This window comes from Aggregatilinea sp. (genome assembly GCF_036822615.1).
In the GTDB taxonomy this organism is placed as follows: domain Bacteria; phylum Chloroflexota; class Anaerolineae; order Aggregatilineales; family Aggregatilineaceae; genus Aggregatilinea.
In genome coordinates this window covers 30,786-44,124 of sequence record NZ_DAISHJ010000013.1, presented here as the reverse complement: position 1 = coordinate 44,124, position 13,339 = coordinate 30,786, and the positions used below count along the sequence as shown (strand labels likewise).

13 protein-coding genes are annotated in these 13,339 nt (G+C 63.1%); 6 read left to right on the top strand and 7 right to left on the bottom strand.

The genetic code is table 11. From position 1 onward, the window contains the following. The 4 genes from V7116_RS06625 to V7116_RS06610 all read right to left on the bottom strand — a co-directional run. Nucleotides 1-743, bottom strand: a 743-nt coding sequence (locus V7116_RS06625; protein ID WP_324391107.1) for a glycosyltransferase family 2 protein, incomplete at its 3' end; no start/stop codon positions are given. A gap of 30 nt (nt 744-773) precedes the next feature. Beyond that, nucleotides 774-1,760, bottom strand: coding sequence for a glycosyltransferase family 2 protein (locus V7116_RS06620; protein WP_324391106.1), 987 nt, complete (start codon nt 1,758-1,760; stop codon nt 774-776). Nucleotides 1,761-1,829: 69 nt separating this feature from the next. Beyond that, complete coding sequence (locus V7116_RS06615) at nt 1,830-3,311, bottom strand: hypothetical protein (protein ID WP_324391105.1); 1,482 nt, start codon at nt 3,309-3,311, stop codon at nt 1,830-1,832. Between the two features lie 138 nt (nt 3,312-3,449). Beyond that, complete coding sequence (locus V7116_RS06610) at nt 3,450-4,574, bottom strand: hypothetical protein (protein WP_324391104.1); 1,125 nt, start codon at nt 4,572-4,574, stop codon at nt 3,450-3,452. A gap of 361 nt (nt 4,575-4,935) precedes the next feature. Between V7116_RS06610 and V7116_RS06605 the strand changes: the two genes are divergently transcribed. The 3 genes from V7116_RS06605 (at nt 4,936) to V7116_RS06595 (ending at nt 7,327) form a co-directional block, all read left to right on the top strand. Beyond that, nucleotides 4,936-5,832, top strand: coding sequence for a class I SAM-dependent methyltransferase (locus tag V7116_RS06605; protein ID WP_324391103.1), 897 nt, complete (start codon nt 4,936-4,938; stop codon nt 5,830-5,832). A gap of 145 nt (nt 5,833-5,977) precedes the next feature. After that, a complete protein-coding gene (locus V7116_RS06600; protein ID WP_324391102.1) occupies nt 5,978-6,841 on the top strand; it encodes a TIGR02587 family membrane protein in 864 nt (287 codons plus the stop codon). 21 nt (nt 6,842-6,862) lie between these two features. After that, on the top strand, nt 6,863-7,327 hold the full coding sequence (locus V7116_RS06595) for a hypothetical protein (protein WP_324391101.1): 465 nt from the start codon (nt 6,863-6,865) through the stop codon (nt 7,325-7,327). A 128-nt stretch (nt 7,328-7,455) separates the two neighbouring features. On the opposite strand, the gene V7116_RS06590 is transcribed toward V7116_RS06595, so the two are convergent. Continuing rightward, nucleotides 7,456-8,118, bottom strand: a complete 663-nt coding sequence (locus tag V7116_RS06590) for a protein-L-isoaspartate(D-aspartate) O-methyltransferase (protein WP_324391100.1) — start codon at nt 8,116-8,118, stop codon at nt 7,456-7,458. Between the two features lie 77 nt (nt 8,119-8,195). Between V7116_RS06590 and rsmI the strand changes: the two genes are divergently transcribed. From rsmI to V7116_RS06575, 3 genes are all read left to right on the top strand, one after another. Beyond that, nucleotides 8,196-9,020: a 16S rRNA (cytidine(1402)-2'-O)-methyltransferase gene (gene rsmI / locus V7116_RS06585; protein WP_324391099.1), complete on the top strand. Its 825-nt coding sequence runs from the start codon at nt 8,196-8,198 to the stop codon at nt 9,018-9,020. 23 nt (nt 9,021-9,043) lie between these two features. After that, complete coding sequence (locus V7116_RS06580; protein WP_324391098.1) at nt 9,044-10,768, top strand: M3 family oligoendopeptidase; 1,725 nt, start codon at nt 9,044-9,046, stop codon at nt 10,766-10,768. 530 nt (nt 10,769-11,298) lie between these two features. Continuing rightward, nucleotides 11,299-11,706 carry a hypothetical protein gene (locus V7116_RS06575; protein ID WP_324391097.1) on the top strand — a complete coding sequence of 136 codons (408 nt, stop codon included), beginning with the start codon at nt 11,299-11,301 and terminating at the stop codon, nt 11,704-11,706. A gap of 242 nt (nt 11,707-11,948) precedes the next feature. On the opposite strand, the gene V7116_RS06570 is transcribed toward V7116_RS06575, so the two are convergent. Continuing rightward, nucleotides 11,949-12,803, bottom strand: coding sequence for a patatin-like phospholipase family protein (locus tag V7116_RS06570; protein ID WP_324391096.1), 855 nt, complete (start codon nt 12,801-12,803; stop codon nt 11,949-11,951). A gap of 115 nt (nt 12,804-12,918) precedes the next feature. Further along, nucleotides 12,919-13,339, bottom strand: a 421-nt coding sequence (locus tag V7116_RS06565; protein WP_442891784.1) for an AMP-binding enzyme, incomplete at its 5' end; no start/stop codon positions are given.

Genomic DNA, 13,339 nt, shown 5'->3' with positions numbered 1-13,339 from the left:
GCCAGCGACGCGAGGTGCATGTAGCCTTCCGCGCGGTCGCGGCCTGTGGGCCACTTGAGCAGGGGCAGGTTGCGCGCGAGCGTCTTTTCGCGGGCGAGCATTACCTGGGGCCGGTAATTGGAAGTCAACGTCCCGCCGTGCATGCGGTACAGGTACAGGTCGCGGTGCAGCGGGTGCAGCTCCCCGTGAGCGGAGGCGCGCAGCCAGAAATCGTAGTCTTCGGCCAGGAACACGTCGTCGGCGTAGCGACCGACGGCTTTCCAGAGGCTGCGGCGGTGCAGAAACGACTGGCCGACGCACTGCTTATACATCAGCGCGAAGGTTGGCTGCACGCGGCGGTATGCGCCGGGCTGTCCCTGGTCGTCCATGAGCGTGAAGTCGGTATAAACCGCGGCGGCTTCGGGATGCGCGTCGAGATAGTCCACCATTTCCGCTAGCGCCGCAGGGCGATAGTGGTTATCGTCGGACGTCCAGGAGATGTATTCCCCACGCGTGGCTTCATAGCCGGTGTTGAGCGCCTGCGGCAGTTTTTTGTTCGTGTCGTGATGCAGCACCGTGATGCGCGAATCCTGGGCGGCGAAGCGCTCCGCGATGGCACGCGTGCCATCGGTGGAAGCATCATCGACGACGATCAGCTCCCAGTCCGTAAACGTCTGATCCAGGCAGCTCTGGATCGATTCGGCCAGAAAGCGCTCGCCGTTGTAAGTCGGCATCACGATTGAGACACGAGGCACTTCGTTCATCCATTTTTCCCTTCAAGCAGCGTTTTTGCTCTAGTGTTTCGGATCGGCGGGCTGTACGAGGCCCCAACGCGCCAGGAGGGGTCGCAGCCCCGTGCGGTCGATGATGGCGCGCGGCACGGCACGGATCAGGCGCGATAAATTCGCACGCCGACGGTCGCGCCGCCACTGCCGCCGGAACGCATCCGCGTCCGCGCCCCACAGCCGCGCCTCGACTTCCGGCGGAAGCTCAGCGTCCTGCGCGCCCCAGCCCTGCCAGCTTGCGCGCATCAGGTCGGGATCGACGGGGCGGATCTGGTCCCATTCGCCGTGACGCAGCAGCACCGTGTTGTGCTCTACCCACTCGTACGGATTGCGCGAGCCGCTCAAATTTGCGCCGTGCAGGAAAAACGCCCCGCCGAGTTCGGTCCCGGCGCAGGTGTGCGCCGCACGCACGGCGTCGCGCATGGCCCACTCGAAATCGCCCGTGACGCGGAAGTGATCGTCAAACGGCCCGACCTGCTCGAACAGAGCGCGTGTGAACAGGAAAAACGGCCCAACCCCGGCGCGCGGCGTCACGCGGGACGAATCGTATAGGGCCGGGAAAATGCGCGTCTGCGTGACCGGCAGCAGACCCAACGCTTTGCGCTGCGTGATCTGCTCGAACGGAAAATCGACCAGCGCGCAGCCATCGCGCAGCAGGCCGATGCCTTCGATCAGCGCGGGGGCATACCGCAGATCGTCCACGTTCCAGAAGCCGAGGCAGTCGCCCGACGATGCACGAATGCCCCGGTTCCACGAGGCGTACACCGTTTCTCGCTCGACGTACTGGATAATCACGTGCGCGCCCGCCTGCCCGACTTCCGCGGCCAGCGTTTCGATCGCGCGGCGCTCCTGGGCGGATGCGCCGTTGGCAACCAGCGCCAGCTCCAGCGACAGCCCCGCGCGGCGCAGCGCCGGAATGACCGCAGACACGCGCTGGCCGTACAGCGGCAGGTGCGCTTCGGAGCGGAACAACGAGGTGACGAGCGACAGATCCACGGGGTGTTATCCTGACGATAGGGGCGGGGTCAGCGCGCCGGAACAGTGCGAACGAACCGCGCGGCGATCCTAATCATCGCCAAAGCCGGTGAAGCCGGGCGGCAGGTTTTCCATGCCAAGCGGCACTTCTCTTTCCTGTTCGACGGGGGGCAGCCGGACCTCGTTGGCCGAAACCATCGCCGGGACAGTCCGGTTTTCCTCCGAGGTGAGCTGCGATGCGTACACGAGGGTGCGCAGATACATCACGATGGCCCCGATGCCCGCCAGCGCCGCGATCAGCTCGATGGTGACGCCCGCCGCCGGGACCGGCATGTTGGTGACCAGCACGAAGATCACCCCGCCCAACGCCAGCGTAATGATCCAGCGCTTGTACGTGCCGGGCTGCTGCAGGCGCAGGACGTAGCGATAAATGAGCTGGCCCACCGCAAAACTGACCACGACGCGGCCCATGAACAGCAGCATGAACCAGAACCCGCCGATCAGGGCCAGATTCACCGCGAACAGGCCGACCGCCGACACGATCGAGAGTTCGGTCAGGCCGATGGCGATCAGCAGCAGGAGCGCGATCAGGCTGATCAGGATCAGGATCACGGCCAGCGGGAAGGACAGCATGAACGTGACGAGACCCCAGCCGATGGTCGGGATCATACGCCGCCGGACGTTCTGGGCGGGCTGCATGACGAAGTTCGGCACGACGCGCAGGCCCGCCGCCCCGATGATCAGCAGCGTGATCAGGTCGCGCACGGCGCTCACGGCGTAGGACTTCATGATCCGCGCGGCGGCTTCGGGCTGTTCGGCGTGGATAATATCGGGCTGGGAGACGATCTGCGTGAAGCTGGTGCTGCCGCCCACGACACCGGACGGGATCTCGGCGGCGGTGGGCGCTTCGTAGCTGAGGTCGCCCCCGATCTGCGCCGCGGCTGCGATGAGCAGGCCGGGGTTGCTGAACGACACGTCGTAGAAGGGCAGATCGGGAATATCGGTGCTGCGCCGGGCATCACCCACCGACGCGTCGATACGGCCTTCGACCGCCCCGTTAATGATCAGCGTCTCGCCGCTGAAGTCGATGTCGCCGCCGATCGTGCCATCGACCTGGGCCTGATAGCCGTAGACCAGCAGGTCGCCGGGAACGGTCGCACCTTTCGCCACGGTGGTGTTCAGCGCGATGCTCATAAGGTCGGTGCGCGGGTTGGTGAACCGCGTCTGTTCGGCAATCGACACGCTCACGCCGACGAAATGCACGTCATCCCCCACCGCGCCCTGAATGTCGACCCTGCCGCCCACCACCCAGATGTCGCCGGTCACGACCGCTTCGGGCGTGATGGTGACGTTCGACGCGATGCCCAGCAGATCGCCTTCGATCGTGCCGTGAACTTCCAATACGCGGCAGATGAAAAAGAAGTCTTCGACGATGTGCTCGTCTTCCGCCACGACACAGCGATCCCCACGCAGCCCGTCGGATGCTTCGACCTGGCTGGTGACGCCGACGGCCAGAATCAGCAGGGCCAGCAGCGCGATGAGTCGTTTGTGGCGGGCGCAAAAAGCAGGCATAAGGCGTCTAGTTCAAGGTCCTTCCATCCGGGCGCGGGATCATGTGGGGCGGGTGCGCGGATTCTAAACGGACGGTTATCGTTGAGTGTATTGTACCAACAAGCCCGGTAATCTGAATATCTCGTCAGTTCAGCGCCCCTATGACGGCAGCGTGATCGTGCCCAGGTAGGTGAAGTCGGAGACGCGCACCAGCTCGCCGTTATTGAGGTTGAGCTTATAGGTGCTGCCCTCCGCCGCATCGAGCAACATCAGCGCGCTGTCGTCGTCGATGAAACGCACGGCGCGATAGTCGATTCCGCCCGGCGGCAGCGCCAGGATCTGCTGCTGCGAGGAAATGTCCACGAACATCAGCGCGTACTGCTGGGTTTCGCCTTCGGCAGCGGGCGGCGCGCTGGCGATGCTGTAGGCGGCAAACGTCCCGGCGGCGTTGAGCACCAGCGCCCCGGCGTAGGGGTAAGGCAGGCCCGGCGCGGGGATCGTGTAGCTGAGATCGGAACGCAGATCCGACACGCGCACGTTGTACGGCCCGGCGCTTTGGGCCAGTTCCAGCCGGACGACCAGACTGCCGTCGGGCGTGACGGCGGCTCCGCAGACGCAGCCCGGCTCCCCGGCCAGGGCGCGGAAGGTAGCGTTCGCCAGATTGTATTCGTGCACTTCGGCGTACCCGGCGTAGGGGCCGTTGGTCGCCACATCGGGAGCGGAGGCGGCGTCGAAGTAAAAGCGCGTCATGCCGTCGGTCAGCGCGACCGGGACGATCTCCAGCGGCGGCGCGGGCGGCTCGACCGGGATCTCGCGCAGGCTGCCGCCTTCCGCCTGGGCGATGCTGGCGTGCGAAATGCCGCTCGCGTCGACCTGCGTCCAGGCGATCGAGCGCGCGTCGGGCGAGGTCACCCAGTGCGTGACGCGGCGCTCGGTCGAGTTCTGGATGAACGGGTGCGGCTCGATCCGGCCATCGGGATAGGCGCGCATGATCACGCCGTTCAGCGGCTTGCGGTACATGACGTAGCCGCCGACCAGCGTGAACTCGTCGCCGTTATCGACCGAAATGACGGTGCTCAGCCCGCTGATCGCGTCGACGAAGTAAATCTGGGCGGTGCCCAGGGCCGGATCACGCTGGACGAAGACGTCTACCCACGGCGCGAGTTCGTCCTGGGCGCGGGCGGGTGTTCCGGTGACCAGCGCCGCCGCGAGGAACGCCAACAGGGCGAGACCATGCAAGGCGGCTCGCAGCAGGCGGAGTTGTGAGGTGATTCTGGGGGACACGGTGGCTCCCACGTGGTGGCAACAAGGCTCGAATCCAGCATACCAGGAAATCAAAATTCTGTCGCTGGCGGGGGCTTCCTGTCAAGAAAGCGTCGGGGAGGCGCAGCCTTGCAGCGCGCGACCCAAATGCCGTGCAACCGTATTATAGAGTAAGCCGTGTGCGGAAAACGGCGGGCGACAGCCTCCGGAATTTGTAAGCCGGATGCTAACCGATCGACCAGGGAGAGCGCCGCTGGCTTTGGACTGAGTCGCCTGTCGTGTTAAACTACCAGCAGATCCGGCGCCTATCTTTTTACCGGCCTGGGCCGGTGATCGCCGGGGCGCATGTGTGCCCGGCGCGCTCGACATGGGGACTTCGGTCATGAAAAGCTCCAATGCTCGCACCGATCGTGACATTCTGACCAAACACGCGTATGCGAATGACGAGCATCTCAGCCTGCGCTATCGCATTCACGACGAATACAGCCGCCCGAAGATCGATTTTCAGTCGTGGGTGGTGGAGGCGTTCGACTGGCGCGGGGATGAGCGTGTGCTGGACGTAGGCGCGGGATCGGGCAGTTATTTCGAGCCGGTGCAGGCGCGGATCCCGCAGGGCGTGCACGTCGCGGGGGACCTGTCGTTCGGGATGGCTCAGCAAGCGCACCAGCGCGCGGCGGATCTGCGGACCGAGGTGCTGAACCTCGACGTGCAGCGGCTTCCGTTTGCCGATGACAGCTTCGACGTGGTGCTCGCCAACCACATGCTTTATCATGTGCCCGATCTGGACGCGGCGCTGCTCGACATCCGGCGCGTGCTGCGCGAGGACGGCTGCCTGATCGCGGCGACCAACAGCGCGACGAACATGCCGGAACTGGATACGCTGTACCGCCGCGCGATCACCCTGCTGGGATTCCCCAAACACCGCTTCTCGATTTTCCAGAGCAACTTCACGCTCGAAAGCGGGCCGCGACGGCTCGCGCATTTCTTCCGCGCCGTGGCACGCTACGATCTGCCGAGCGCGCTGTATTTCCCTGAAGTGGAACCCGTGCTCGCCTACATCGACAGTATGCGCGACATCCGCGAGCCGCAGCTTCCCGACGAGATCACCTGGGACGACTTCATGGAGATGATGGAAAAGCAGATCTCGCGCCTCATCCGCCACATGGGCGAGCTGCAGGTGAACAAGCTGTCCGGCGTGCTGATCGCCACCAACGGCGGCGGCTTCGCGCACGACTATTTGCACCTGCTCGACGAGGCCGCGCTGAGCGAAGCAGGGTAACTGCTTCCGGTTTTCGAGTTGTACCGACTTCCAGGCGCAGCTTCTCGCTGCGCTTTTTGCTGCCTGGACTGTGGTCGCCGCCCGGTCCCGTTTTGTTTTAAAATCGCAGCAGGTTCGGGATCATTCTCCACAGGAGCGACCGTTCATGTTCCGACTGGCAGCATCCTCCGGCCAGGATGATCGATCACCGGCGGATAAGAGCAACCGCCAGTTCGCCGTTGGGCTGGCGCGCGCCGCTGCGGGCGCGGTGCTGTTCGCGCTGCCCATGATCATGACGATGGAGATGTGGTTCCTGGGCTTCACCATCGCGCGGATCAAGCTGGCGCTGCTGCTGGCGTTGAACTTCCCGCTGCTGGTGGGGTTGTCGCACTACTTCGGCTTTGAGGAGACGTTCAGGCTCAAAGAAGACCTGCTGGACGCGTGCGTGGCGTACGGCGTCGGGTTCATTACGTCCGTTGCGGGTTTGCTGGTGCTGGGCATCATCGATCCCGGCATGAGCGCCGACGAGATCGTGGGCAAAGTGGCGATCCAGACCGTGCCCGCCAGCCTGGGCGCGCTGCTGGCGCAGAGCCAGCTCGGGCAGGTCGACGAGGAGGACGGGGAACGCAAGCATCCCTTAAACTACGGCGGCGTGTTGTTCATCATGATCGCGGGGTCGCTGTTCCTCAGCCTGAACCTCGCGCCGACCGAAGAAATCATCCTGATTGCGTTCCGCATGACGATCTGGCACGCGCTGATCCTGATCGGGCTGTCGCTGGCAGGGATGCACGGCTTTGTCTATACGTTCAAGTTCCGGGGCCAGACCGACGTGCCGCCCGGAACGCCCACATGGAGCCTGTTCGTTCGCTTTACGGTAGTAGGCTACGTGCTGGCGCTGCTGGTGAGCCTGCTCATGTTGTGGATTTTTGGGCGTGTGGAGAACACGTCTTACAGCGAAATCGTGATGATCACGGTAGTGCTGGGCTTTCCGGCGGCGATCGGTGCGGCATCGGCCCGGTTGATCCTGTAGATCGATAAGCGAGAGAATCCCGTGACAGACGACACTCAACGGCAAGATTCATCTTCCGCGCCGCAACAGCGCGATTCCGGCGATCGCTCGGAGAATCACTCCTCCGGCGGCGAGGACACGCCGCTGCTGGAATGGATCACGGGGCTGGTGGGTATGGCGCTGCTGCTGGGGACGATCGGGTTTTTGCTCTGGCACGCGCTTCAGGCGAACCACACGCCGCCGTCGATTCGCGTTGAGGTGCGCGCGATCAGCCAGCAGGGCGACCAGTTCCTGGTGCAGTTCGAGGCGACCAACGATGGGGATCAGACCGCCGCGGACGTGACGATCGAGGGGCAGTTGATCCGGGATGGCGAGACGGTCGAGACGGGCACCGCGACGATCACCTATATTCCCGCCCAGTCGATGCGGCGGGGCGGTCTGTTCTTCACGCAGGATCCCGGTGCCTACACGCTCGATCTGCGTGCGACCGGGTATGAGAAGCCGTAAAAGCAGTTGTTAGTGGATAGTTTTTAGTGGTTAGTTCAGACAAAGCATAAAGACAGGAGCAAAACCGGGCGGAGCAAGCCCCGCCCCTACGCATCACGGGACACGCCCTGGCACCTGAACTTTAATACCTATTCGTTGTCATCATCTTTAAAGCCGTAGCGCCCAAAGAGCGGCACGAACATCACAGGGATCGACTGCTCGATCTGCCAGGTGTCGCCGGTGCGGCGCACGCGCTGGAGCGTCTGCTGCTTGGCGTCCCCGATCGGGATGACCAGCCGCCCACCGTCCGCGAGCTGTGTTTGCAGCGGGCCGGGGATCGCGGGGGCCGCTGCTGCCGCGAGAATGCCGTTGAAGGGGGCCATATCGGGGAAGCCCTGGCTGCCGTCTCCGACAAAGACCTCGACGTTGTAATAGCCCAAATCCGACAGCCGCCGCCGCGCCTCGTCCGCCAGCGACTGGTGACGCTCCAGCGAATAGACCATCTGCGCCAGCTCGCAGAGCACGGCGGTCTGGTAGCCCGATCCCGTGCCGATTTCCAGAATCGTTTCGTGCGAGCGCACGTCGAGAAGCTGCGTCATGAGGGCGACGACGTACGGCTGCGAGATCGTCTGGTTGCAGCCGATGGGCAGTGGGTTATCTTCGTAAGCGTGCGCGCGCAAGTGCGGCGGCACGAAGCGGTGGCGCGGGACGCGGCGCATCGCTTCCAGCACGCGTGGATCAGTGATGTCGCGGGCGGCAAGCTGGTCGCGGACCATCCGCTCGCGCAGGGCTTCAAAATCGGGTTGGGGCATGTGCGGGCCTCGTGACTTTATAGTCTATAATACACCCCGACGAGGTCGTGCCGCACCCCGCAACGCAAAGGAATCGCATGCCAACGCTGTATCTCGTGCCGACGCCGATCGGCAATCTGGAAGACATCACCCTGCGCGCGCTGCGCATTCTGCGCGAGGCGCGCCTGATCGCCGCTGAAGATACGCGCACGACGCGCAAGCTGCTGACGCATTACGAGATCACCACCCCGCTGACCAGCTATCACGAGCACAATAAATTGACCAAGCTCGACGCCGTGCTGGACGCGCTGGATGTGGGCGACGTGGCGCTGGTGTCGGACGCGGGCACGCCGGGCGTATCCGATCCCGGTTACGAACTGGTGAAGGCGGCGCTCGACCGGGGGATTACGGTCGTGCCGCTGCCGGGGGCCTCGGCAGCCGTCGCGGCGCTGGTTGCGTCGGGCCTGCCCACCGATCGCTTCCTGTTCGTGGGATTTTTGCCGCGCAAGGACAAGGCGCTGCGCGATACGCTGGCCGATCTGCGCGAGGAGCGCGCGACGCTGATCGCGTATGAAAGCCCGAACCGGCTGGTGGATACGCTGGAGGCGGTGCGCGACGTGCTGGGCGACCGTCCGGTGGCGGTGGCGCGCGAGCTGACCAAGCTGTTCGAGGAGTTCCGGCGCGGCCCGGCCAGCGAGGTATTGGCGCACTACCGCGAGACGCCGCCCAAAGGCGAGATCACGCTGGTGATCGGCGGCGCGGCGGATGAGGCGGCGGCGGATCAACCCTGGGACGAGGACCGCGTACGCGAGGCGCTGCAAGCCCGGCTGGATGCGGGCGACGGGCGCAAAGACGCGGCGCGGATCGTGGCGGATCTGGCAGGTTGGAACCGCCGCGACGTATATAATCTTGACCTTCAATAATTATTGAACAGGATGCAAACGCGATGAAAATTCCTCTGCCTGACCGCATCGAAGACTTTATGACCTGGACCTGGGACCAGATTCAGCCCTATGCCGACGAATTGGTCGCGCGCCCGCTCACGGCGGAAACAATCGATGGCTGGATGGCGGACTGGACCCTGCTGCAAAGCCTGATCGGTGAAGCGCATAACCGGCTGGAAGTGCACACCACGACCGACACGGGTGACGAAGCGGGGCACGAGCGGTATAACGCTTACAGCGAACAGGTGATGCCGCACACCCGCGAGTTGGATAACCGGCTCAAGGAAAAGCTGCTGGCGAGCGGCCTCGTGCCGGAGGGGATGGCCGTGCCGCTGCGCCGGATGCGCGCCGAGGCGGAGGTGTTCCGCACGGAAAACCTGCCGCTGCGAACCGAGATCGACAAGCTCAACGCGGAATACTCGAAGATCCGGGGCGCGATGACGGTCGAGTGGGACGGCGAGGAGCGGACCTTCCAGCAGGTGATCGCCAATCTGGGCGATCCCGACCGGGCCGTGCGCGAGCGCGCATGGACGGCTGCCGTCGGCAGCGCGCAGCAGTCACGCGAGGCGATCAACGCCGTGTGGATCAAGCTGCTCGATCTGCGCGAGCAGATGGCGCGCAACGCCGGATTCGACAGCTACCGCGACTATCGCTGGAAGGAGCTGGCCCGCCTCGACTATACGCCGGAGGACTGCACGAGCTTCCATAACGCGATCGAAGAAGTCGTCGTGCCGGTGATGCGCCGCCTGAACGCGCGCCGCCGCGAAAGTATGGGGCTGGATACGCTGCGCGTGTGGGATGCCTTCTGGTTCCTCGCGCCCGATCCGAAGAGCCGCCCCGCGCTGAAGCCGTTCGAGACCATCGACGAGCTGAAGACGCACATGCAGCAGGTTTTCGACCGCGTGGACCCTGACCTGGGCGGCTACTTCAAAATCATGCGCGACGAGGATCTGCTCGACCTGGAAAGCCGCAAGCACAAGGCGTCGGGCGGGTACATGACCGAGTTCTCGTTTTCGCGGCGTCCGTTCATTTTCACCAACGCGGTGGGCATTCACGACGACGTGCAAACCCTGCTGCACGAGGGCGGGCATGCCTTCCATTACTTCGAGGCGTCGCACCTGCCGTACTTCCAGCAGCGCGAACTGACCGGCATCCCGATGGAGTTCGTCGAGGTCGGCTCGATGGCGATGGAACTGCTCGGCGCGCCGTATCTCACACGCGACCAGGGCGGGTTTTACAGCGAGGTGGACGCGGGCCGCGCGCGGGCGGAGCAGCTTACGGGCAGTCTGGCGTTCTGGCCGTACATGGCGGTGGTCGATGCGTTCCAGCACTGGATTTACGAGCATCCCGCCGAGGCGCACGATCCCGATCGCTGCGACGATGCCTGGGAGGGTCTGATCCGGCGCTTCCTGCCCGACTTCGATTGGTCCGGCATCGAAGACGGGATGCGCATGTACTGGCGCTTGCAGGGGCACATCCTGCAGGACCCGTTCTATTACGTCGAGTACGGCATGTCACAGTTGGGCGCGGTGCAGATCTGGCGCAACGCGCTGCAGGATCAGGCAGGGGCCGTGCGCGACTACCGCCGCGCGCTGAGCCTGGGCGGCACGGCGTCGCTGCCGGACCTGTTCGCGGCGGCGGGCGTCAAGTTCGCGTTCGATGCGGACACGCTGCGCGGCGCGGTCGAGCTGATGGAAGCGACGATTAACCGGCTGGACGCGGAATAGCGGCGGAGAGCGGCCAGGTGGTTCCACTAGAGGCCATTTGAAATTGTCTTTTTGAGAGAAGGTTAACAGATAAACACGTTAAGTTGTCTCTCGGATTTGAATGTTCCAATGGCCTCTAAACATCCATTTTAGGCGGTGGAAATGAGCAACTCTAACTATTTTGAACTCCCAAATCCAGAAGAGCTTGTTTGTTATCGGGCACAGTACAGTATTCAGACATGGTCGCTCGTAATCTCGATACAGGATCCATCCATGTTAGATCGACGGTTCAAGCTGTTTTTTTCGCACGCAACTTTTGTTCAGTGCCCTACGAGCTGGACAGGAGCGGCGTTTCGCCTGGGTACCGCAGAGGAGCTGAGGACGACAGTCAATGAGCGACTGCCACACAAGTTATCTGAAGCAGAGCTGCTGGACCAGACGAGACTCTATACTGCTATCGTACGTACTGGTTCGCCACGCAGTCACACCATTCTGATTCTTTCGAGGAGCAGGAATTCAAGTAAGGTTACCGAGATAAGGCAGAGGTTTGAATGACAAAGAGCGCATCGAATTATTTCGGATTTGAAAACCCTGAGTCGTGGCGCTGCGAGCTATCGACACTCGATAGCTATGACGTTACCTTTTGTGTCTGGCCAAACGGATCAGATGCGAAAGCGGAAACGCAGTGGATCTACTTTGAAAACCTGCTTTACTTTGAAGGGCCAACCTTGCCTTGGGATGGGGCGCATTTTGAGGTTGATACGTCAGAAGAGATGCTCGAACTCATTCGCTCAATCTGGTTTGATCGCCGCCCTTGGGAAGAGGGTGATATGGCAGATTACTTCCATGCATTTGTTGCAAGGACAAATGACGCTCCTCAAACTCGAATTGCTCTAATTATTGCGCATGCGGCATCGATCCATCCCGATTCTACATTCTGGAACAAGGCTTACGCATGAGAAATTATTGGTGTTAAAGATGTCCTCTGGCCGCCTCACTTTTCTAAATCTTTTACAGGGTGCCTGGCGATTTTCTGTTCGCAGTTAGCCTAAAAGCATTAAAGTGAAACGCCGCGCATCCTGTAGGGGCGGGGCTTGCTTCTGTCGGGTGGGGGCAATTCGTGAATTGCCCCCACGGCGAGTCCCGGTGAGCGCGGTTTGTTCGCCGCATTGGTCATCCGGTGACGACAGTGGAAGGGCGCTCACTCCTCCTCGTGGGCGGAAATGAGCGCGCGCAGCGCCTCGATGTGCCGCTCCGCTTCCTCGATCCCGGCCTGACGCGGCCCGTCCGTATCCTTGAAATCGAGCGAGCCGTAACTGCTGACCTGCGGCATCAGCAGCACGTCCGGCGGGTGCGTGTCCAGCCGCGACTGGTGCACGTGCCACGCCATGATCCGCGACGAGCGCCAGATCGAGGCGATCATGCTCGGCGATCTGCCGCTGTTGGTGAACAGCCCGAACGGCATCCCAAACCCGATGATGTCGTACAACGGGTCGCCCCAAATCTTTTCCTCATCGAGCGGCGGTTGGATATCAACCGCAATCACTTTTTCCGCGCCGTGATCGAAGGCGACGTGCGTCGCCAGGCTGTCGATCACGCCGCCGTCGGCCAGATGCATCTCCTGGTGCTCGACGGGCGGAAAGACGGCGGGCATCGCGCTGGACGCCAGCAGCGCCGGGATCAGCAGCCCCTCGTCCAACTGCACCTCACGCCCGTGTACCATGTCCACTGCCGTCACCACCAGGGGAATTTTGAGGTCCGCAAATGTCTTTTCAGCGAGCGGTTCCTCAAGCCATGCCTCGACGGTGCGCTGGCGGGCGCGGGCGCTGAACAGGTTCGCGCCCAGCAGCGCGTTCAGTTGAAGCTGGCCGAAGCGCTCCGCCAGGAACGCCGGTTCGAGGCCGGTGGCGTACAGCGCGCCGACGATCGCGCCCATGCTCGTGCCCACGATGAAATCGACCTGAATGCCCTCGCGGTCGAGCACTTCCAGCACGCCGAGATGCGCGATCCCACGGCTGCCCCCGCCGCCCAATACCAGTGCGATTTTCGCGCACATAGTGTTACTCCTGTGAATCGTTCGTGACGAACTGTTCATCTCGAATTCGTACCAATACATCCCGGATGTTTCAATTCAGCCCTGTGTTTTCCGTTTCTGGTTTGCCAGCGACCGGCTACAAACTATCGGCGGTCAACTGGTTTTTTAGCACCTTGCCCACCGACGATCGCGGCAGATCGGGCCGGAACACGATGGTGTCGGGCACGGCGTGGGCTTCCAGCCTGCGGCGGCACAGGTTGCGCAGCTCGTCGGCGGTGAGGTCCGTGCCCGGCCTCGGCACGACGTAAGCGCGGATCGAGGGGGCGCTGCTGCCGTTTTTGACGCCGACCACCGCCGCTTCCTGCACCTTCACGTTTTCGTACAACACTTCTTCCACGTCGCGCGGGTAGACCTCCTGCCCATCGACGTGAATCACTTCCTGCCTGCGCCCGATCACCTGGAAGTAGCCGTCCACGTCCATCACGGCCACGTCACCCGTATGCAGCCAGCCATCGTCGTGCAGCGTGGCCTGGACGGGCGCGTGCTCGTCCACACGC

Excerpts from the sequence above, each read along its gene's own strand:
- V7116_RS06615 (WP_324391105.1), bottom strand. The coding sequence starts at position 3,311 with ATGCCTGCTTTTTGCGCCCGCCACAAACGACTCATCGCGCTGCTGGCC.
- V7116_RS06605 (WP_324391103.1), top strand. The coding sequence starts at position 4,936 with ATGAAAAGCTCCAATGCTCGCACCGATCGTGACATTCTGACCAAACAC.
- V7116_RS06600 (WP_324391102.1), top strand. The coding sequence starts at position 5,978 with ATGTTCCGACTGGCAGCATCCTCCGGCCAGGATGATCGATCACCGGCG.
- V7116_RS06590 (WP_324391100.1), bottom strand. The coding sequence starts at position 8,118 with ATGCCCCAACCCGATTTTGAAGCCCTGCGCGAGCGGATGGTCCGCGAC.
- rsmI (WP_324391099.1), top strand. The coding sequence starts at position 8,196 with ATGCCAACGCTGTATCTCGTGCCGACGCCGATCGGCAATCTGGAAGAC.
- V7116_RS06580 (WP_324391098.1), top strand. The coding sequence starts at position 9,044 with ATGAAAATTCCTCTGCCTGACCGCATCGAAGACTTTATGACCTGGACC.
- V7116_RS06575 (WP_324391097.1), top strand. The coding sequence starts at position 11,299 with ATGACAAAGAGCGCATCGAATTATTTCGGATTTGAAAACCCTGAGTCG.
- V7116_RS06570 (WP_324391096.1), bottom strand. The coding sequence starts at position 12,803 with ATGTGCGCGAAAATCGCACTGGTATTGGGCGGCGGGGGCAGCCGTGGG.